20 protein-coding genes are annotated in these 19650 nt (G+C 68.8%); 14 read left to right on the plus strand and 6 right to left on the minus strand.

All coding sequences use genetic code 11. From position 1 onward, the window contains the following. The first annotated feature begins 6 nt into the window (after positions 1-6). From AC0HS0_RS05580 to AC0HS0_RS05595, 4 genes are all read left to right on the plus strand, one after another. Entirely contained in the window at positions 7-1425 is a 1419-nt protein-coding gene (locus tag AC0HS0_RS05580) for an MFS transporter (protein ID WP_472962324.1), read from the plus strand. A gap of 21 nt (positions 1426-1446) precedes the next feature. After that, positions 1447-2049, plus strand: coding sequence for a TetR/AcrR family transcriptional regulator (locus tag AC0HS0_RS05585; RefSeq protein WP_472962325.1), 603 nt, complete (start codon positions 1447-1449; stop codon positions 2047-2049). Between the two features lies 1 nt (position 2050). Beyond that, a complete protein-coding gene (locus AC0HS0_RS05590; RefSeq protein ID WP_472962326.1) occupies positions 2051-2938 on the plus strand; it encodes a sugar phosphate isomerase/epimerase family protein in 888 nt (295 codons plus the stop codon). 187 nt (positions 2939-3125) lie between these two features. Then, positions 3126-3611, plus strand: coding sequence for an FBP domain-containing protein (locus AC0HS0_RS05595; RefSeq protein WP_472962327.1), 486 nt, complete (start codon positions 3126-3128; stop codon positions 3609-3611). A gap of 39 nt (positions 3612-3650) precedes the next feature. Here AC0HS0_RS05595 and AC0HS0_RS05600 read toward each other — a convergent pair whose 3' ends face one another. Both AC0HS0_RS05600 and AC0HS0_RS05605 read right to left on the minus strand, forming a co-directional pair. Further along, positions 3651-3863 carry a hypothetical protein gene (locus AC0HS0_RS05600; protein WP_472962329.1) on the minus strand — a complete coding sequence of 71 codons (213 nt, stop codon included), beginning with the start codon at positions 3861-3863 and terminating at the stop codon, positions 3651-3653. Positions 3864-3951: 88 nt separating this feature from the next. Further along, complete coding sequence (locus AC0HS0_RS05605; RefSeq protein ID WP_472962331.1) at positions 3952-5691, minus strand: ATP-binding protein; 1740 nt, start codon at positions 5689-5691, stop codon at positions 3952-3954. Between the two features lie 237 nt (positions 5692-5928). Here AC0HS0_RS05605 and AC0HS0_RS05610 point away from each other — a divergent pair, with 237 nt between their 5' ends. The 10 genes from AC0HS0_RS05610 to AC0HS0_RS05655 all read left to right on the plus strand — a co-directional run bounded on the left by AC0HS0_RS05610 (position 5929) and on the right by AC0HS0_RS05655 (position 15689). Continuing rightward, entirely contained in the window at positions 5929-7302 is a 1374-nt protein-coding gene (locus AC0HS0_RS05610) for an extracellular solute-binding protein (RefSeq protein WP_472962333.1), read from the plus strand. 59 nt (positions 7303-7361) lie between these two features. After that, positions 7362-8318, plus strand: coding sequence for a carbohydrate ABC transporter permease (locus AC0HS0_RS05615; protein WP_472962335.1), 957 nt, complete (start codon positions 7362-7364; stop codon positions 8316-8318). Continuing rightward, a complete protein-coding gene (locus tag AC0HS0_RS05620; protein WP_472962338.1) occupies positions 8315-9292 on the plus strand; it encodes a carbohydrate ABC transporter permease in 978 nt (325 codons plus the stop codon). Before AC0HS0_RS05615 ends, AC0HS0_RS05620 begins: the two co-directional genes overlap by 4 nt. Beyond that, positions 9289-10200: an NAD-dependent epimerase/dehydratase family protein gene (locus tag AC0HS0_RS05625; RefSeq protein ID WP_472962340.1), complete on the plus strand. Its 912-nt coding sequence runs from the start codon at positions 9289-9291 to the stop codon at positions 10198-10200. Before AC0HS0_RS05620 ends, AC0HS0_RS05625 begins: the two co-directional genes overlap by 4 nt. Continuing rightward, a complete protein-coding gene (locus tag AC0HS0_RS05630) occupies positions 10197-11462 on the plus strand; it encodes an enolase C-terminal domain-like protein (protein WP_472962343.1) in 1266 nt (421 codons plus the stop codon). The genes AC0HS0_RS05625 and AC0HS0_RS05630 overlap by 4 nt, the downstream gene beginning before the upstream one ends. Beyond that, positions 11459-12757: an ROK family transcriptional regulator gene (locus AC0HS0_RS05635; protein ID WP_472962344.1), complete on the plus strand. Its 1299-nt coding sequence runs from the start codon at positions 11459-11461 to the stop codon at positions 12755-12757. The genes AC0HS0_RS05630 and AC0HS0_RS05635 overlap by 4 nt, the downstream gene beginning before the upstream one ends. Beyond that, a complete protein-coding gene (locus AC0HS0_RS05640) occupies positions 12751-13668 on the plus strand; it encodes a hypothetical protein (RefSeq protein WP_472962346.1) in 918 nt (305 codons plus the stop codon). The genes AC0HS0_RS05635 and AC0HS0_RS05640 overlap by 7 nt, the downstream gene beginning before the upstream one ends. After that, complete coding sequence (locus AC0HS0_RS05645; protein WP_472962347.1) at positions 13665-14375, plus strand: VOC family protein; 711 nt, start codon at positions 13665-13667, stop codon at positions 14373-14375. Before AC0HS0_RS05640 ends, AC0HS0_RS05645 begins: the two co-directional genes overlap by 4 nt. Before the next feature lie 5 nt (positions 14376-14380). Continuing rightward, the gene (locus tag AC0HS0_RS05650) at positions 14381-14989 is read left to right on the plus strand and encodes a dihydrofolate reductase family protein (protein ID WP_472962348.1); all 609 of its coding nucleotides are present in this window, start codon (positions 14381-14383) and stop codon (positions 14987-14989) included. A gap of 61 nt (positions 14990-15050) precedes the next feature. Beyond that, a complete protein-coding gene (locus AC0HS0_RS05655; protein WP_472962349.1) occupies positions 15051-15689 on the plus strand; it encodes a hypothetical protein in 639 nt (212 codons plus the stop codon). A gap of 42 nt (positions 15690-15731) precedes the next feature. On the opposite strand, the gene AC0HS0_RS05660 is transcribed toward AC0HS0_RS05655, so the two are convergent. The 4 genes from AC0HS0_RS05660 to AC0HS0_RS05675 are packed head-to-tail and all read right to left on the minus strand — an operon-like array spanning position 15732 to position 19647. Next, the gene (locus AC0HS0_RS05660) at positions 15732-16700 is read right to left on the minus strand and encodes a PfkB family carbohydrate kinase (RefSeq protein WP_472962350.1); all 969 of its coding nucleotides are present in this window, start codon (positions 16698-16700) and stop codon (positions 15732-15734) included. 2 nt (positions 16701-16702) lie between these two features. Then, positions 16703-17701 carry a glycosyl hydrolase family 32 gene (locus tag AC0HS0_RS05665; RefSeq protein WP_472962353.1) on the minus strand — a complete coding sequence of 333 codons (999 nt, stop codon included), beginning with the start codon at positions 17699-17701 and terminating at the stop codon, positions 16703-16705. A gap of 3 nt (positions 17702-17704) precedes the next feature. Continuing rightward, positions 17705-18631, minus strand: a complete 927-nt coding sequence (locus AC0HS0_RS05670) for a carbohydrate ABC transporter permease (protein ID WP_472962354.1) — start codon at positions 18629-18631, stop codon at positions 17705-17707. Further along, positions 18628-19647 (minus strand): carbohydrate ABC transporter permease, encoded by a 1020-nt coding sequence (locus tag AC0HS0_RS05675; protein WP_472962355.1) that lies wholly within the window; start codon positions 19645-19647, stop codon positions 18628-18630. Before AC0HS0_RS05675 ends, AC0HS0_RS05670 begins: the two co-directional genes overlap by 4 nt. Positions 19648-19650 lie beyond the last annotated feature (3 nt).

Below are 19650 nucleotides of genomic sequence, written 5' to 3' on the forward strand. Positions count from 1 at the left end.
TGTCCCATGACCACTGCCACGCAGCCGAGCACGACCTCCCGAAGCGCGGGTCGCCTGATGTGGGCGATCCTCGGGCTGGTGCTGCTCGCCGACGCCCTCGACGTCATCGACGGCACCGTGACCAACATCGCCGCCCCGACCATCGCCCGCGACCTCGGGGGAGGCGAGGGCCTGATCAAGTGGCTCGGCCCGGCCTACCTGCTCGCCATGGGCGCACTGCTCATCGTGGGAGGCCGGCTCGGCGACAAGTACGGCCAGCGCAGGCTCTTCCTCGTCGGCATGGTGGGCTTCACCGCGGCCTCGGCGGTCGCCGGATTCGCCCCCGACGCCACACTGCTCATCGTCGCCCGCGTCGCGCAGGGCGCGTTCGGGGCGCTGCTGCTGCCGCAGGGTGTGGCCATCATGACGAAGGCCTTCAGCCGCGACATGCTCGCGAAGGCCTTCAGCCTGTTCGGCCCGGTGCTGGCGGTCTCCAGCGTCATCGGGCCGGTGCTCGCCGGGTTGATCGTCAGCGCCGACCTGTTCGGGCTGTCGTGGCGGCCGATCTTCCTCCTCAACCTGGCGCTCGGTGCGATCGGGATCGTCGTGGCCGTGCGCATCCTGCCGCGCGACACCGGCGACCGTTCGACCGTCGTCGACGGCTGGGCCTCCGGGCTGCTGGGCGTCGGCATGCTCGGTGTGCTCTTCGGGCTCATCCAGGGCTCGACGGATGGCTGGAGCCCCCTCCCGATCGCCGCGATCGTCATCGGCGTGCTGTTCTTCTGCGCTTTCGCTTACCGCCAGCGCACTGCCGCCCACCCGCTCATCGTGCCGTCGCTGCTGAAGAACCGCGGGTTCACCTCCGGCATGCTCGTCGGCTTGACGACGTTCGCCGCCGGCACGGGGCTGATCTTCGTGCTGTCGCTGTTCCTGCAAGAGGGCCTGAACGTCGGGGCGCGCGACACGGCCCTCGCCCTGGTCCCCCTCACGGCCGGCCTCCTGATCGCGACCTTCGCGGCGATGGGAGGCCTGGTCACGCGACTCGGACGCCGTCTGGTGCTCATCGGCCTGGCGACCTGCGCGCTCGGGTGCGGCGCGCTCCTTGCGCTGGTGGTGACGCTCGGTGCTGCGGTGAGCGTCTGGGCGCTGATTCCGACGTTCGTCGTCATCGGCCTCGGCATCGGCCTGTGCTTCACGACGATCCCCACCGTCGCACTCGGCGACGCCACGCCCGAGGAGGCCGGCAGCGCCAGCGGCTCGCTCGGCTCCATCCAGCAGCTGGCGTCGGCGATCGGTTCGGCCGTGGTCGTGTCGGTGTTCTTCGGAGCCTCCGGGGTGGGTTTCGTCGGCGGCATGGAAGTGACGCTGATCGTGGTGCTGGGGCTGCTGGCCGTGAGCGCGCCGGTGGTGGCGTTGATGCCGAAGGCCGCCTTGACCGAATCATGAACAGTTGTTACCGTTTCATCGATGACCACCACCAGGGGCCCGTACCGCAGCGGCATCGAGAAGCGCAGACGGATCGTCGAGCAGGCGATCGCCGTCTTCGGCGAGCGCGGCTACCGCGGCGGGTCGTTGCGGATGATCGCCGAGGCGGTCGGCGCGCCCGCGTCGCAGATCATCGCCCTCTTCGGCAGCAAGGACGGCCTCCTCACCGCCGTGCTCGCCGAGTGGGACGCCGGGCAGGTCGACGACCGGAGGTACACGGGCCTCGCGCACATCGACGTGCTCCGCACGCGCATGCGGTACAGCCGGGAGCATCCCGAGTACGTCGAGTTCTTCACGACGCTGAGCGCGGAGGCGACGGCGGAGGATCATCCCGCGCACGGGTTCTTCGTCGAGCGGTACGAGGCCGTGGCCGACTCGCTCGAGCAGAACCTGCGCCTGGCCGCGGAGCGGGGCGAGATCGTCGCGCTCCCCGAGGCGCAGTACCGCGAGGAGGGTCGCGCGCTGAGCGCCATGATGGACGGCCTCCAGCTGCAGTGGCTGCTGAACCGCCGGTTCGACATGGTCGCCGCGTTCGAGCGGTTCCTCGACTTCACGATCAACAGATGGCAGGAAAAGGAAAGCTGACATGGCCGTAGAAATAGGAATCCAGCTCTACTCGGTGCGCAACGCGCTCCGGGCCGACCCGCAGGTGACGCTCGACGCGCTCGCCGACCTCGGGTTCACCCGCCTGGAGGGCGCCAATCACCAGGCGGGCACCGACGACGGGATCGGCTTCGGCATCACACCGGACTTCTTGTCCGACTTCATGCAGCGGCGCGGCGTCTCGATCGTCGGCTGCCACATCAACCCGCTCGATCTCGACCGCCTGCCCGCGGTGCTCGACTTCCACCAGCAGATCGGCAACCCGCGGATCGGCTGCGACATCGAGTTCTACCCCTACGGCGACGTGGACTACGTCAAGCGCCGGGCCGACTTCTTCAACCAGGTGGGCCGGCTCGTCGCCGACCGCGGCATGGAGTTCTACTACCACAACCATTTCCAGGAGTTCCAGCGCTTCGGCGACAGCACCGCGTACCAGCTGCTGATGGAGAACACCGACCCGGAGCTGGTCCGGTTCGAGATGGACACCTACTGGGCGTACCGCGGAGGCGCCGACCCGATCGAGTGGTTCCGCGAGCACCCGGACCGGTTCATCCTCATCCACCAGAAGGACTTCCCGAAAGAGGCGCCGCAGCCGCTGAACCTGTATGACGGTGTCGTCGCGCCCAACGCCTCCATCACGATGGAGCTCTTCCAGGAGGTCGCCCTCCCCGAGACGTTCGCCGAGGTCGGCACCGGCATCCTCCCGATCCAGCGCATCATCGACGCCGTCGACACCCTCCCGAACTTCCGCTACGTACTGCTCGAGCAGGACTACGCGCCGGGCGGCGAGCTCGACTCGGTGCGGATCAGCCGGGATGCGTTCGCCCGCTACGACAACGTCCGCGAACTCACGGGTGCGCCCGGAGCGTAGACTGCCCTCCGTGGATCAGTCCGTCTCAGCCCCGCTCCCGGGGCGTCTGGAGGTCGTCGGCGTCGTCATCGCCGGCGCGAGATAGTCCTGTCTCTCCTCTCGTGATCCCGCGCTCCGCGCATCCTTCCGGGCCGTTCGTCGTGCCCGCGCGCCGTGCGCACCCTCCAGACAGACAGGACATCCATCCATGCTTCCCCTTACCGACCAGCAGCTCCGCTCCTCCTTCGTGAACGCCTCTCAGCGCGAACGCAAGGAGCTCACCCTCCCCGATCTCGAACCCCTGCGCTGGGACGACCTCGACTACCTCGGCTGGCGCGACCGCAAGAACCCGAACCAGGGCTACGTGGTCGTGGAGGTCGACGGCGAGCCCGTCGGCGTCCTCCTTCGCAAGGCCGAGGGCGGCGTCCGCAGCCGGCCGCAGTGCTCGTGGTGCGAAGACGTGCACCTGCCCAACGAAGTCGTCTTCTTCATCGCCAAGCGCGCCGGCGCCGCCGGCCGCAAGGGCGACACGCTCGGCACCCTCGTCTGCGCCGAGTTCCAGTGCTCGGCCAACGTGCGCAAGCGCGCGCCGCTCGCGTACGTCGGGTTCGACGTGGAGGCCGCGCGGCAGCACCGCATCGACCAGTTGCGCGAGCACGTGGACACGTTCGTGCGGCGGGTGACCGCCGAGTAGGGCGAGCCGCGGCCTCGGCACGTCAGGGTCCCTGGCACGTCAGGCCGTGGCGCTCTGCTGCATCTCCCAGAGCCTCTGGAGCGCGTCGGGCAGCGACCCGAACATCCCCAGTTGCCGGTCGGCCCAGTCCCACAGCAGGAAGCCCTGCGCCGTGCGCCAGACCTGGCCCACGACGAGCAGGGAACGCTGCAACTGGACGTCCCAGCGGCCCTCCCCGACATCGATCACGTCGAATGCATCCGCGTATGTCATGGTTCACCTCCGCGTGTTGACAGGAAAGGTAGCCCTGCAAGGTTGCCCGCAGGCGACGAGTGGGCGAACACGAGCGGCTTGCCGACCGTCAGGGCGTGTAGATGTAGTGGAATCCCGCGCCGCGCCGCGTCTCACGCGACGGTCGCACGATCCCATCCGCTTCCAGAGCTGCGAGAATCCCACCCACATTCGTCGGGTTGGCGCCGATCAGCTCCCCGAGCTCCGTCGAACTGATCCTTCCGCGACCGCGCACGAAGGTCAGCGCGACAGCTTCCTTCGAGGGCCAGTCCCTTCGGACACCTGCGAGCGAATCCAGTTCCGACAACTGCTGACGCGCTTTCGAGCCCAGCACGTAAGCGGGAGCCGAGCCGGCGGGGGTGCCTGCTACAGGGCGGAGGAGCGGGCCATCGGCAGACTGCACCGCGATGAGATTCCGGACGGTGTCTCGGGCCTCGGAGACATCGACCTGAAGATACGGGGCGAGCATGTTCTCATCCAGCCAACCGTTGCCGACGAGGTACGCAATCGACATCAGCATCTGGAGGTCATCGCGAACCGACGGGGTGCTCATCATCCGAAGCCACGTCCGCCAGGCAAGGTCCGGGTTGTTCCCGATCAGGACGGTCACCACCTGCGGGCCCGGCTTCTCCGTGATCTCCGGCGCCGGGCAGCCAAGCCTCAGCATGTCTCCAAACATACGGTCGACGCCGACACCCTCACGTTCCGCGACCTTCAACGACGCCAGCAGTTCCACCAGCGCTTGATTACGCGAGGATGACGGGTGGTTGATGATGTTGGCCTCGGTCACTCCACTGACGAACCCACCGGGGCTGCTCACCCTCAGGCGCCCGCCGGCATGTTCTACAACGGTCGGCTCCGCGATCGTCCATTCGCGGTGTGCGACACCGTTGACGATCGCTTCACGTAGCGCACGTTCGGGGATCTGCCGAAGCTGTGCGTGCGTCAGACCTTCCTCCACATGCGTCACCGGGTCGTACGCCAACGACGTGCGAAACACCTCTGAGAGTTCCTCGAGCAGCGAACGATCCTCCAGCCGCACCCTGGCAACACTGTCGGACCCATTCGTATCGCGCCGGATGTAGTCCAATGCCGGGCGTCCGCGACCGACGAACACCAGAGCTGCAGCATTCGTCAGATGGCCGTCACCGTCCACCGCGTTCAGACGGCGGAAGAGGTCTGGTGTTGACGCCTCGGCGAGTTCTCGTGCCGATGGGTCGTCGGCAGCTTTCAAGAAGTCCCGCGCAATCTCCACCGCGGTGGCCCGAGCATCGTCGATCGTGAACTCGCTCGCCTGGCTCGACCAATCCACCCGCAGATGGTGGATCCTCCGCTGATGCCACGAAGACGGGTCGATGGCCACACACGCGTCACCAACCCGCCAGGTGACGCGGTCGTTGACGCGGACCGGTTCTATCGCTTCCGGCGCGATGATGACGAGCACGCGCGTGCCTGCAATCTCGACCGAAGCGACTTCACAGGTGAGGCGCCCGCCGGATTTGTCATAGATCTGCCGACGCACCCACTCCTCGTCGAGTTCCGTTCCGATCAGCTGGCTGTTGTCATCGACTCCGACGAGAAGCGCCCCGCCGCCTGGTGTGTTCGCCATACACGCCGCTTCGGGCCACAGCTTGGCGATCGCCGCATCGTTCCGAGTGGTCCCCGGCAGTATCCTCCCGCCTCGGTCGCGGCGCCCTGCTTCTTCTTTCAGGTCGATGCGTTCGCGTTCCGTGATCACGCCGCCGTCGGCGAGGGTTGAGATCGCATCTTCGACGGCGCTGACGACGGGAGATCTCCCGAAAACAGTCATTGGTGCCCCCATGAATTTATTGCGGCATCACTCGCACACCGCTTCACCATAATTATTTCGGGATTAATTGTAGCAAAGGCCATAGAGGAGGTGGTTTCCATAATTAATTCGCCAATAAATATGCATGGTTGTCGACGCCTCCACACTTGATTAATAACTCTCTGAGTTTTATATTTACGGATACCGCCGACCTGGGCGGATGCAGCACTCCATGCAGCACACAACCAAGGGGTTTCAATGAAGAAACAGGTACTGAGAGCCGGCCTGGCCGCGACAGCCGCCGGCGCCCTGATCGCTCTGGCCGGATGCTCGGCCGGTGGCGCCGGGACGGGCACCGCGACAGCCGATCCGAAGGCGAAGGTCACCATCACCGTGGGTGACGAGCCGACCGCCGACAAGAAGGCCGATCGAGAGAACTTCCTGAAGAAGGTCGACGACTTCGAGAAGCTCTATCCGAACATCACCGTCAAGCCGTCGACCGAGTACTGGCAGGCGCAGACCTTCCAGGCGAAGCTCGCCGGAGGCACGCTGCCGACCACGATGAACGTCTCGCTGACCTACAGCAAGCAGCTCATCGCCAACGGGCAGCTTCCCGACATGACGCCGTATCGGAAGCAGATCGGGCTGCTCGACAAGCTCAACCCGCTCGCTCTCGACAACGTGAAGGACAGCAAGGGCGACGTCTACACCGTGCCCTACGGCCTGTTCTCCGTCGGCATCGCCTACAACCGGGCCATCTTCCAGCAGGCGGGGCTCGACCCCGACAAGCCGCCGACGACCTGGGACGAGGTGCAGCAGTACGCCAAGACCATCGCCCAGAAGGTGCCGAACGTCGCCGGCTACGCCCAGCTGACCACCAACAACACCGGCGGCTGGATGCTCACGACGATGACCTACAGCATGGGCGGCACGGTCACCGACAGCAAGGGCAAGAAGACGACCATGGGCGCCCCGACCGAGAAGGCCCTCCAGCTGCTGCACGACATGCGCTGGAAGGACAACTCGATGGGCAGCCAGTTCCTCTACAACCAGGACGACATCCGCAAGGCGTTCGCCGCCGGCAAGATCGGCATGGTCATGCAGGCTCCCGACGCGTACGACCAGGCCATCCACAACTACGGGATGAAGGCGGCCGACTACGGTCAGGGCGCCCTCCCCCAGGCCGACGGCGACCACGGCACGCTCACCGGCGGCACCATCGCCATGTTCAACGCGAAGGCGTCCCCGAACGAGCTGCTCGCCGCGGCACGCTGGGTCGAGTTCATGAACTTCCAGAAGTACTTCGACCAAGACTTCGCCGTCGCCTCCGCGCAGGCGGACGCCGCGTCGAACACCGCGGTCGGCACTCCCGGCCTGCCGCCGGTGAGCCCGTCGGTCTACGACACCTACCTGGGCTGGATCAAGGACGAGATCAACGTGCCGCGTGACCAGTTCACCGGTTACATCGACTCCAAGCTCAAGCTGATCCCCGAGCCGGCGGACGCGCAGAACACCTACGCGACCCTCGACCCGGTCGTGCAGAAGGTCCTCACCGACCAGAACGCCGACATCAAGCAGCTCGTATCGCAGGCGTCGACCGCGATCGACCGGAACCTGGCCCAGCAGCGCTGAGCCCCGGCGGTGGGGCGGCCCGCGTGCCGCCCCACCGCCCGATGAAAGCGAGCTACACGATGACACAGACTCTCGAACGGCCGACGGCGCGCACGACAGCGCCCGGCCGCGTCCCGCGCCGCAGGCGCAGGCTCACCCTCGCCGGCTGGTACCGCTCGGGCGGACTCGTGGCGGTGCTCTTCGCGGTCCCGATCGTGCTGACGTTCCTCTACTTCAGCTGGGGACCCGTGGTCAGCGGCCTGGTGATGAGCTTCCAGAAGACGAACCTCGTGGCGCCGGCGACCTGGGTCGGTCTCAGCAACTTCCAGTTCGTCCTCACCGATCCCGAGCTCCCGCAAGCCGCGCTCAACACGGCCTACTACGCGCTTCTCGGGCTCGTCCTCGGCTTCCCGGTGCCGATCATCCTCGCGGTGTTCATCAACGAGCTCCGTCGCGGCACCTGGGCCTACAACCTCCTCGCCTACCTTCCGGCGGTCGTCCCGCCGGTCGCGGGCATCCTGCTGTGGAAGTTCTTCTACGACCCGTCCTCCGACGGAATCTTCAACTCGATCCTCCACTGGTTCGGCCTCGGCCCGTACCCGTGGCTCAATTCCGAGGCGATGGCGATGCCCTCGCTCGTGCTCTACACGACGTGGGCAGGCGCCGGCGCGACCGCGATCATCTACCTCGCGGCGATCGGCGGGATCAACTCGGAGCTCTACGAAGCGGCCGAGATCGACGGGGCGGGGATCTGGTCGCGGCTGTGGCACGTCACCCTCCCCCAGTTGCGCAACATCATCTTCATCATGATGCTGCTGCAGCTGATCGGAACGTTCCAGCTCTTCACCGAGCCCTTCCTCTTCACGGGAGGCGGACCGAACAATGCGACCCAGACCGTGATGCTCAAGATCTACAAGTACGCCTTCGTCAACGGCGACTACGGCTCGGCGACGGCGCTGAGCGTGCTCCTGGCACTCTTCTTGTGCCTGCTCTCGGTCGTCTACTACTACGTCACCAGGAGGTGGAGCCCGTCATGACCGTCATCGGATCCGGGGTCATCGTCGACCCCATCGACGACCCGCAACAGGAGACGCAGCCTCGTCGGCGCCGCCGAACGAAGGTGAAGGAGGCGCGCGAGCGCGGCGCGATCTCGATCGCGGACCGCAACCGTCCCGTCGTGCGCGTCTGGATGTGGGTGCTGCAGATCGTCATGCTGGTCGGCCTCCTGTTCGCCGGTCTCGGCCCGCTCATCTGGTCGGCGCGCGCGTCGGTCTCCACGAGCCAGGACATCCTCCGCGACCCCATGAACATCTGGTTGAAGCCGATCCAGTGGGGCAACATCGGGCAGGCCTGGGACGGCGCGCAGATCGGCTCGTCGCTGGGCAACACGGTCTTCGTCGCCCTCGGCAGCACGATCGCGACCCTGTTCGTGAGTGCGACGGGCGCCTACCTGCTCAGCGCCCTCCGGCCCAAGTGGGGGCCGATCCTGTCGGGCGCGGTGCTCGCCACCCTCTTCCTGCCCGGCGTGATCTCGCTCGTGCCGCTGTACCTCACCATCCTCAAGATGCCGGTCATCGGCGTGAACCTCCAGAACACGTTCTGGGGCGTCTGGCTGCCGGCCGGGGCGAGCGCCTTCAACGTGATCGTGCTCAAGCGCTTCTTCGACTCGATCCCCCGCGAGCTGATCGAGGCGGCGAAGATCGACGGCGCGGGCGCTGTTCGCGTCTTCACGACGCTCATCCTGCCGCTGTCCCGGCCGATCCTCGGCGTGATCGCGCTCCTGACGATCGTGGCCTCCTGGAAGGACTACCTCTGGCCGATGCTCGTGCTGTCGTCGCCCAACCTGCAGCCGGTGTCGGTCACGCTCGCGAACATGCCGAACGGCGCGATGCCGTTCTCGGTGCAGATGGCGGCCGTGTTCCTCACGATCATCATCCCGGTGATCCTGTTCGTGATCTTCCAGAAGCAGTTCCTGCGGGGCGTCAGCTCGGCCTCGGGGCTGAAGGGATGAGCGTGCTGGCAGGGTCGCGCATCCTCGTGACCGGAGCGGCGGGACGGATCGGGCGGGTGACGACCGCACACCTCGCCGAGCTCGGCGCGGCGGTGACGGCGATGTCGCTCGACGGCGCTCCGGTGGACGGCGCGGACCGCGTCGTCGCCGGGGACGCCCGCTCTCCGGACGACGTCGACGTCGCACTCGACGGCGTGGAGGCCGTCGTGCACTTGGCGGCCCTCGCCCACCGGGACATCGCGCCCGCGTTCGACGTCTACAGCACCAACGTGGTCTCCACCTTCGCCGTGCTGACGCGAGCCGCCGAGCGCGGCCTCCGCCGGGCCGTCATCGCCGGGAGCATCAACCGGTACGGGCTGCCCCAGGGCATCGATCCGGAGGAGCTGCCTCCATACTTCCCGCTGGACACCGACATCCCCGCCGATGTGTCCGACTGGTACTCGCTCTCCAAGCTGAACGACGAGAACACGTCGCGGATGGTCTGGCGCCGTTGGGGCATGGACGTCGTCACCCTGCGCTTCCCGCACACCAACACACGGTCGGAGCTGGAACGGGTGTCGGCGGAGTCCACCGAGAATCCTCGGCCGGCGCTCACCGAAGGCTGGTCGTACCTCGATGTGCGCGACGCCGCGGTCGCCGTCGAGCGCGGCCTGACCGCGGAGGTCCGCGGCGCGCCCGCCTTCTACCTCGCGGCGCCGACCACGATCGTGCCCTACCGCACCGACGACCTCCTCGACCGCTTCGCACCGCGGATGCTGCGCACCCGGGCGTTCGCCGGCCGGGAGGTCCCCATCGACCTGACCCCGGCGGCGCGGATCATCGGCTTCCGCGCCCAGCACGAACTCGACCTGCCGACACTCGACCTCCCCGACTTCCCCGACTTCCCCGACCTCAGGAGCACGCCGTGACCGACGCCACGCCCTCGACCTTCGCCAACCCGTGGACACCCCGGGAGGACATCCGCATCACCTCCGTGCGCGCCATCACGACCGCGCCGGAGGGGACGGCGCTGGTCGTGGTGAAGATCGAGACGAACGTGCCCGGGCTGTACGGCCTCGGCTGCGCCACGTTCACGCAGCGGTGGAAGGCGGTGGAGACGTTCGTCAACGAGCATGCTGCGCGCCTCCTCCTCGGCCGCTACCCCGGCGACATCGGCGATCTCACCCGCCTGGTCGGCTTCACGGGCTACTGGCGCGGCGGCCCGGTGACGAACAACGCCATCTCGGGCATCGACCAGGCGCTGTGGGACATCGCGGGCAAGCGGGCGGGCATGCCCGTCTACGAGCTGCTCGGCGGCAAGGTGCGCGCCGCCGCCGACACGTATCTGCACGCCTCCGGTCGCACGATCGACGAGACGCTGGAGGATGCGGAGCGGCTGATCGAGCAGGGCCAGCGCTTCGTGCGCCTGCAGCAGTCGACACCGGGCGGCGGCGGTTACGGCGCTCCGCGCGTGCCGGGCGAGTACCCGGACGCCCCGTACCCGGAGGGATGGAGCGCGCGCGACTACCTCCGGCGCACCCCGGCGCTGTTCGAGGCGGCCCGCGACCGCCTCCCCGCCCACATCGAGCTCCTGCACGACGTGCACTCGCGCCTGACGCCGAAAGACGCCGTCTGGCTGGCGCGGGCGCTGGAGCCCTACCGCCTGTTCTTCCTGGAGGACGTGCTGGCGCCCGAGCACTGGGACCGTCTGCCCGAGGTGCGCGCGGCCTCCCCGATCCCGATCGCGGTCGGGGAGCTGACCACGTCGTTCACCGACGCCGCCCGGCTCATCAGCGGCGGAGGGGTCGACCTGATCCGCAGCCACGTCTCGGATATCGGAGGCCTCACGCCCGCCAAGAAGCTCGCCGACCTCGCCGAGGTGTTCGGCGTGCGCACGGCGTGGCACGGCCCCGGCGACACCTCCCCGATCGGCGCCGCGGCGAACGTGACCCTCGACGTCGTGTCGCCCGCCTTCGGCATCCAGGAGGGGCACGTCTACAACGAGGCCACGCATCGGGTGTTCCCCGGTACGCTTCGAATCGTGAACGGCTGGCTCACCCCCAACGACGCACCCGGGTGGGGCATCGACCTCGACGAGGCGGAGGCGGCGCGCCACCCCGCGGAGCTGTCGGGGCATGACGCGTGGGCCGCCGGGGTGCGCCGCCCCGATGGCGCACTGGAGGCTCCGTGACCGACATCCTCGACGGCTCCGCCTCCGGCGGCCGCACCCCCGCCGGGCAGCCGTTGCAGCGACGCCGCGCACCCCAGGCAGGGCTCGGGGGCCGCCCCGGCGCGAACCAGTACGACCTCGGCTCGTTCAACGAGGCCACGATCCTCGAGACCATCCGGCAGGCCGGCTCGATCAGCCGCACCGAGATCTCGGAGCGGACCGGCCTCACCCAGCAGTCGGTATCGCGCATCCTGCGCGGGCTCATCGAGCGCGGACTCCTCGCCGAGGGCGACCAGCTCCGCAGCGAGAAGGTGGGCAAGCCGCGCACGCCCGTTCGACTGCGGCCGCAGGCCGCCCACGCCGCGGGAGTCCTCGTCGACCCGGAGCGGATGACGTGCGTGCTGGCGCAACTGGACGGCACGGTCATCGAGCGCCGCTCGGAGCACTTCGACGGGGAGGTGTCACCGGACGAGCTGGTCGCGAGCATCGACCTCCTCCTGCAGGAGATGCTCGCCGCCTCCGGCATCGACCGCAGTACCTTCCTCGGCGTCGGCGTCGCGACCCCGGGCCCGATCACCCCCGACGGCGACCTCCTGGAGCTGCCGCTCTCGCGGGCCTGGCGCAACGTCCCGCTGCGGCGGCTGCTGACCGAGCGGCTGAACTGCGGCGTCCTCGTGCAGAAGGACGGCGAGGCGGCGGCGATCGGCGAGCGCTGGATCGGACGCACCCGGCGGGCCGGCGACTTCGTGTACCTGTACTTCGGCACCGGCATCGGCTCGGGGCTCGTCCTCAACGGCGACGTCTACCGGGGCACCAGCTCGAACGCGGGAGAGTTCGGCCAGCTCGCCGCCATCCAGATCGGACAGCTCGACGAGCTCGGCCGGCCGACGCTGGTGCGGGAGTGCAATCCGACCACCGCGATCCCGGAGATCGCCCTGGAACTCGGATACGCCGGCCCCGCACGCACGTACGCGGAGATGTGCCGGGAGGTCGGCCGCGGGGTTCCGGAGGCGGTGGAGGCGGCGCACCGGGTCGCCGACGTGATCGCCCGCGGCGCCGTCGGCCTGATCGACCTGCTCGACCTCCCGATGATGGTCGTGGGAGGTCCGGCGTTCGAGCCCGAGCTGCGCGACATCGTGCTGCGGGCGCTCGACGTGGCGGTCAACAGCATCCCGACGGCGCGCACTGCGCGTCATGTGACCGTCGAGCTCTCGGTGCTGGAGGAGGAGGCGGGCGCCATCGGGGCGGCCTCCTCGATCTTCCACGGCGCCTTCGCTCCGTCGGTGCGCTCGATGACAGGCCCGCGGCCGTGGTGATCGGAGAGGTGTTCGGATCCCGCGCGCCGCTCGTCGATCGGGCGGACGCCTCCGGTGACCGCGTCGTGCTGCGCTCGCCGACGACGGAAGCCGTGGTCGCTGCGACCGGTGCGGCGACCCTGTCGCTGACCGACCGGGCGTCCGGCACCGAGTTCCTGATGCGCACGCCGTGGGCCGACGAGGACTGGGCCGACGACCATCCCCCGGCGTCGTCCTCCCCGTCATCGTCGGTGGCGTGGCACCGCCGCTATCCGGGAGGCTGGCACACGCTCGTCCCGCACGCCGGCGAGGAGCGGGAGGTCGATGGTGTCGCGCACCCGTTCCACGGCGAGGCGGCCTGGCGTCGCTGGCGGATCATGGAGTCGGGGCCGTCGTCGTGCACGCTGGCCATCGTCCTGCGCACCGTCCCGCTCGCGGTCACCCGCCGCTTCGAGTTGCGCGAGGGCACGCTGACCGTCGAGCAGACCGTCGAGAACTACTCGCGGGAGCCCGTGAGCCTCACCTGGACCGAGCACCCGGCCTTCGGGGAGGCCCTGGTCTCCTCCGCGACCACGGTCGACCTCGACGGCCGGCTGCTCGAGCTCGACCTCCCATCGACGGGCGAGTCCGCCGGCGGTTTCCGCACCGAGCCTTCCGGAGCCCGCGGCACGGCGGCGATCCGCAATCCGGCGACCGGGGCCTACGCCCGTCTCGAGTGGGATCCGGCACTGTTCCCGTACGCGCACGTCTGGCAGGAGCACCGCACGCCGGGGTTCCCGTGGTGGGGCACGGTGTCGTGCATCGCGATCGAGCCGGCCACCCGCGGCTACTGGCCCGACGGCGAAGCGCTCGGACCGCTGACGATCGACGGCGGGTGCACGGTGGATACACGGTTGGCGCTGAGCGTGGGGGTCGCTAGCCTCGCCTCATGAGCCTCGACTTCCACTCCGTCACGTTCCTCTCGGAGGCCCCGGAGCGAGACGCCGCCTTCTGGGGCGCGGTGCTCGGACGTTCCGCGCGTGATGACCCCGGTGGCCTCCTGCTGGCCGGCGATGCCCGCCAGGTCGGAGTGCGTTTCGCCAGTGGCCAGGGCCACGGAGCTGTGCGGAATCGACTCCACCTCCACCTCAGTCGCGCCGACCGCACCCAGTCGGAGACGATCGCGGCCTGCATCGAGCACGGCGGGCGGCTTCGCGGCAACGGTCACGTTCCGGAGGGCGGCTACGCGGCGATGGCGGACGTGGTCGGCGACGAGTTCTGCGTCATCGAAGACGACGACGACTATCTTGCGGGTTGCGGCCCGCTGGGCGAGGTCACGTGCGAGGGCACGCGGGCGACCGGAGAGTTCTGGAGCACCGCTCTCGGCTGGCCGGTCGTCTGGGACGTCGGCGAGGAGGTGGCCATCCAGTCGCCCGCCGGTGGAACGAAGCTGGCCTGGAGCGGCGAGCCGATCGAGACGGGCAAGCCGACGGATCGCCAGTACTTCACCCTCGTCTCGCGCGGCCGGTTCGACGACGAAGTCGAGCGGGTGCGGGAGCTCGGAGCTACGGACACGGTCCTCGAGCGGCCCGGGGTCGCGACCCTCCGGGACCCGGACGGCGTCCGGTTCGTCGTGCGAGCGGACGTGAACGGGTCGTGACCACGATGAGCAGGGTCATCGCCCATCAGACCGTCACCGCGGACGGTTACGCCGCCGGCACCGACCAGACCGAGGAACGCCCGTTCGGTGAAGACGGCGGCGACGGCTGGGGCGACAAGCTCCACGCCTGGATGTTCGACCAGGGCGAAGAGAACAAGGGCGAGATCGAGCAGATGGCCGGTGCGCGGGCACACATCATGGGCCGCAACATGTTCGGGCCCGTGCGCGGCGAGTGGGACACGGACTGGACGGGCTGGTGGGGCGACGATCCGCCGTTCCATGGTCCGGTGTTCGTGCTCACCCACCACCCGCGCGACCCCCAGCCCATGGAGGGCGGTACGACCTACTACTTCGTCACCGACGGCATCGGATCGGCCCTGGCCCGGGCGAGAGAGGCGGCCGGCGGCGGCGAGATCTCGATCCAGGGCGGTGCGCAGACGATCAACCAGTACCTCTCCGCCGGGCTGGTCGACGAGCTGCGACTGCACATCGTCCCCTTCACGCTCGGCGCCGGCTCACGCCTCTTCGACGGCGTGCCCCCGCTGAAGCTGGAGCAGGTCTCTGCGCGGGCAGCGAGCTCGGTCATCCACGTGACCTATCGGGTTCTCCGCTGAACGGGGCTCGTCCCACGTCGCCCCTTCCGAACGCCACCCCCGGTGGCGTTGAATATCGCCTGTGTTCGATTGGGTTCTGATCGCCGACCTCGGCACCGCCGTGGGGACCACCGTTCTGGCGGTCGCGACCTTCGCGTCGACGCGCTCCGCCAACCGGTCGGCCCGGGTCGCCGAGCGGGCGCTGTTGGAGGGCATCCGCCCCATCCTGCTGCCCTCCAACTGGTCCGACCCGCCGCAGAAGGTGCGGTTCGCCGACGGCAGGTGGCTGACGGCGCTCGGCGCCCGGGCGGCGCTCGAGATCACGGATGAGGCCGTCTACCTCGTGATGTCCGTGCGCAACGCCGGCGCCGGTGTGGCGATCCTGCACGGCTGGCACCTCTGCTCGGACGCACGGGAGCCCCTCGCTCCCGTCGACGAGTTCCACCGGCTCACCCGGGACATCTACGTGCCCACGAACGATCCCGGCTTCTGCCAGGTGGCCATCCGCGACCCGCAGTCGAGCGACTTCCAGGTGGCGCGCACCGGTGCGATGGGCGAGGGGTTCGCGGTCGACGTGCTCTACGGGGATGCCGAAGGCTCGCAGCGCGTCGTCTCCCGGTTCTTCATCTCGCACGGCCCGCCGGGGCCCGGCGACCACGACCAGGAATGGATCATGCTCGTCTCACGCCACTGGAACCTCGACCTCCCCGCGCCGCGCTGAAGGGAGTAGCGATTCACGAACCCTGTGCGATGCGCAAGGTCCTCACTGGGGGCGAGGGGCCGCGCCGACTTCCACGCCGACTCCCGCGCCGAGCTCGGCGCGGGTCGGAGGGTTCGCGCCCCTCCTGCTCACGGTGATGGCCGCCGCGCGCGATGCCCGTGACAGCAGTCGTGACAGCGTCTCGACATCGACCGCATGCAGAGCCTCCCGCCGATCGGCGCCGGTCAGCTTCTCGGCTGCCAGGCCGTCCAGCAGTGCCGCGGTGAACGTGTCGCCCGCGGCGACCGTGTCGACCACCTCGGCGCGCACCGCGTCGCACGCCACGTTCCCCCCGTGTGCGAACGCCGACGAGCCGCGTGCTCCCCGAGTCACGACCACCAGCTCCGCCCCGTCGCTCAACCAGCGGGAGGCCGCGATGCGCGCGGACGACCCCGGTGCCAGCCACGCCAGGTCTTCATCGCTCAGCTTGATGACATCGGCGAGCGCAAGGATCCGCTCGATACGGGCGCGTGAGCCCTCGCCCGAGACCGAGATGCGGATGTTCGGGTCGACGCTCACGGTGGAGGTCGCTCGCGCGGAACGCAGGTAGTCCTCGACGGCCGCAGCGCCGGGCTCGAGCGCGGCGGCGATCGACCCGCTGTGCACGACGGAGCCCGGCCGCACCCCTGCGAGGGAGGCCTCCCAGTCGAGGTCGAACGCGTAGCTGGCGGAGCCGTCAGCGGCGAGCGTCGCCCGGGCGGTCGCCGTACGCGCGATCGGCGTCACCTCCACCGCCACTCCCGATGCGGCGAGCCAGTCGCGCAGCCCACGACCGCGCTCGTCGTCGCCGAGCGCTGTCGCGAGCCGTACACGGTGGCCGAGCCGGCCGAGCGCGAGAGCCGTGTTCGCCGGGCTGCCGCCGAACGCCTCCTCCGGCCCGGCCGGGCCACCGAAGAGGTCGACGACCGCCTCGCCGATCACCAGGATCCCTTCCTCGACCGCCTCGACCGTCGGCCCCCGGCGCCCGCGCACGCTCAGCTCCGCCCGGCGGCGACGACAGGGACGGTCCGACCCGACTGACCTGACGCGTCGCCGAGCACGACGACGCCGTCTCGCACCGAGACCGGACGCGGATCGGTGACGCCGCCGACGAACGAGCCGTCCGGGGCGGTGTTCTCGAACGCCAGGAACATCGCCGCCCCCGATTCCCGCTCGTGGACGACCCGGCCGACGTACAGATCGTGGTCGGTGACCTGCTGCGCACGCGTCGGGTCCCAGCGGCCGTCGGCATCGGCGACGATGGCCCAGGTGCCGCCGGTGCTGCCGGTGCGCCTGCGCTCGTCTGCGAGGTCCGAGGCGAGGCAGGAGAAGAACAAGACGTTCTCGCCGTCGATCTCGGCGGTGTTGAGCACCTCCAGCTGCCCGAAACCACTCCCAGGCTCGCTGAGCGGCGGTTGCAGCTCCCAGTGGCGGAGGTCGTCGGAGACGGCGGTCGCGATGACGCCGCGGTCGTCGGGACGGCCGTGATTGGCGCGGGCGGTGATCAGCATGCGCCAGCGGCCGACGCTCTCGTCGCGGTACACCCACGGGTCGCGGAACGCCTCGTCATGCCAGTGCCCGTCGGCGAGCCGTTCGTACCATCGCGAGTCGGCGGTGAGGATCGGGTTGCTATCGCTCTTGGTCCAGTCGTAGAGGTCGGGCGAGGTCGCCGTCCCGACGCTCTGCACGTTGCCGTCGTCGGTCAGCATGGTGCCCGTGTAGAACATGCGCCAGACGCCGTCGTCGCCTCGGACGACGCTGCCCGTCCAGGTAGCGAGCTCATCGAAGGCCGGGGCGTCGCTGCGGACCAGGGCGTCGACCACGCGAGTCCAGTTCACGAGGTCGTCGGATACCGCGTGACCGATGGAGGCGCGGTAATGGCGAGCGTCGGGATCCTTGAGGGCCTTCGACGCGTAGAGGAAGAAGAGGTGATACTTCTCTCCGTCGTCGGCGAGCCAGAAGTCCCAGACCCAGCTGTCGGGAAGTGCGTACATCGGTTAGCCTTTCAGCCCCTGGGAGGCGATGGAGTTGACGAACGAGCGCTGGAAGGCCACGAAGAGCGCCAGCACCGGGACGGTGATCATGGTCGCGTAGGCCATGATCTGGCCCCACGAGGTGTTGAGTTGCTTGAAGTAGTCGATGCCGACCATCGCCGGCCGCACCGCCTCGCTCTGAGTGACCATCAGCGGCCAGAGGTATTGGTTCCAGGCGGGCAGGAAGGTCAGGATCGCGACCGTCGCGACCGCAGGCCCGGCCAGGGGCATGATGATGCTGCGATAGATGCGGAACCAGCCGGCTCCGTCGACCCTCGCCGCCTCGTCCAGCTCCTTCGGGATGGAGTCGAAGTACTGGTAGAAGAGGAAGATCGAGAAAGCGTTGGCGATGAACGGCACGATCTGCACGGTGTAGGTGTCGAGCCAGCCCTGCACGATCTGGGTGCCGTCGAAGTACGGCAGCTGGTTGACCTCCCACAGCAGCGGCAGCGCCATCACCTCGAACGGCACGATCAGCGTGGCCAGGATGACGCCGAGCGCGACCTTCCCGCCCGGGATGCGCAGGCGCGACAGCGAGAACGCCGCCAGCGAGTTGACGATCAGCCCGAGCCCGACGGTGAGCACCGAGATCAGGATCGAGTTGACGATGAACTGCGCGAACGGCACGCGGTCGAACACCCCGGCGTAGTTGTCCAGGCTGATCTTCCCGACCGGGAGGAACGCCTGGATTCCGCCGAGGTCCCCGAAGATCTGCGCGTCCGGCTTGAAGCTCGAGACGATCATGAAGACGAGGGGGAGCCCGAAGACGAGCGCGAGGGCGATCTTGAGGACGAGCATCAGGGCCGCCCGCCAGACGCCGCGGCGGCGCCGGGTCGGTTCGATGGTGTGCGGCGTCTCGATGTCCGCGACGTCGCGGATGGTGTCGGTCATCGCCTGGCCTCCTTGTCACGGGTGAGGAATCGCTGGGTGAGAGTGACGACCAGCACCAGCACGAAGAACACCAGCGAGATCGCCGACGCGTAGCCGGTCTGCTGCTGCTGGAATCCGCTGCGCACCGCTTGGAAGACGAGGGTCGTCGTGGAGTTGAGTGGGCCGCCCTGAGTCATGATCTGCACCTGCGAGAACAGTCCGAACGCGGCGATCGTGATGGTGATCAGGATGAACGTGCGTGTCGCGCGCAGCCCCGGCCAGGTGACGTGCGCGAACTGCTGCCAGCGCGAGGCGCCGTCGAGCGCGGCCGCCTCGTACAACTCGGCCGGGATGGTCTGCAGACCGGCCAGCCAGATGATCATGTGGAAGCCCATCGCCTGCCATGCCGACATCAGGATGATCGCCAGCAGCGCCCAGTGCGGGTCGCCGAGCCAATCGGGGCCTTGGATGCCGACCTTGGACAGCAGCACGTTGATCAGGCCGTCCTTCTGATAGAGGAACAGCCAGAGCATCGAGACCACCACGATGGAGGTCACGACGGGCAGGAAGTAGACCGTGCGGAAGAAGGTCGTGCCGCGCGTCTTGGAGTTCACCAGCACCGCGAGCACGAGCGCAAGCGTCGACTGAAGCGGCACGATCACGACCGTGAAGATGATCGTGTTGCGCAGCGACGCCCAGAACGTGTCGTCGGTGAAGAGGGCGACGAAGTTGTCCAGCCCGACGAAGTGCGCGGGTTCCGGCGACACCAGCCGGGCGTTGGTGAAGGCCAGTCCGAAGGTCAGCCCGATCGGGATCAGCAGGAAGGTGACGATCAGGACGGCAGCCGGGGCGAGCATGACCCACCCGACGATGCCTTCCTTCTTGCCGCCCGCCGTGGCCGGCTTGCGCCGGTCGGTCCGCGGGGATTCTGAGGCGGCGCGCTCGGCGGGCGCTGCCGACCTGGTGATGGTGCTCATGGTGACGTCCTTGTCCGTCAGCCCGACCGGGCCCGGGAGGGAGCTCCCGGACCCGGTCATGCC

The sequence above is a fragment of the Leifsonia sp. PARNA 1/14 genome, assembly GCF_055720965.1.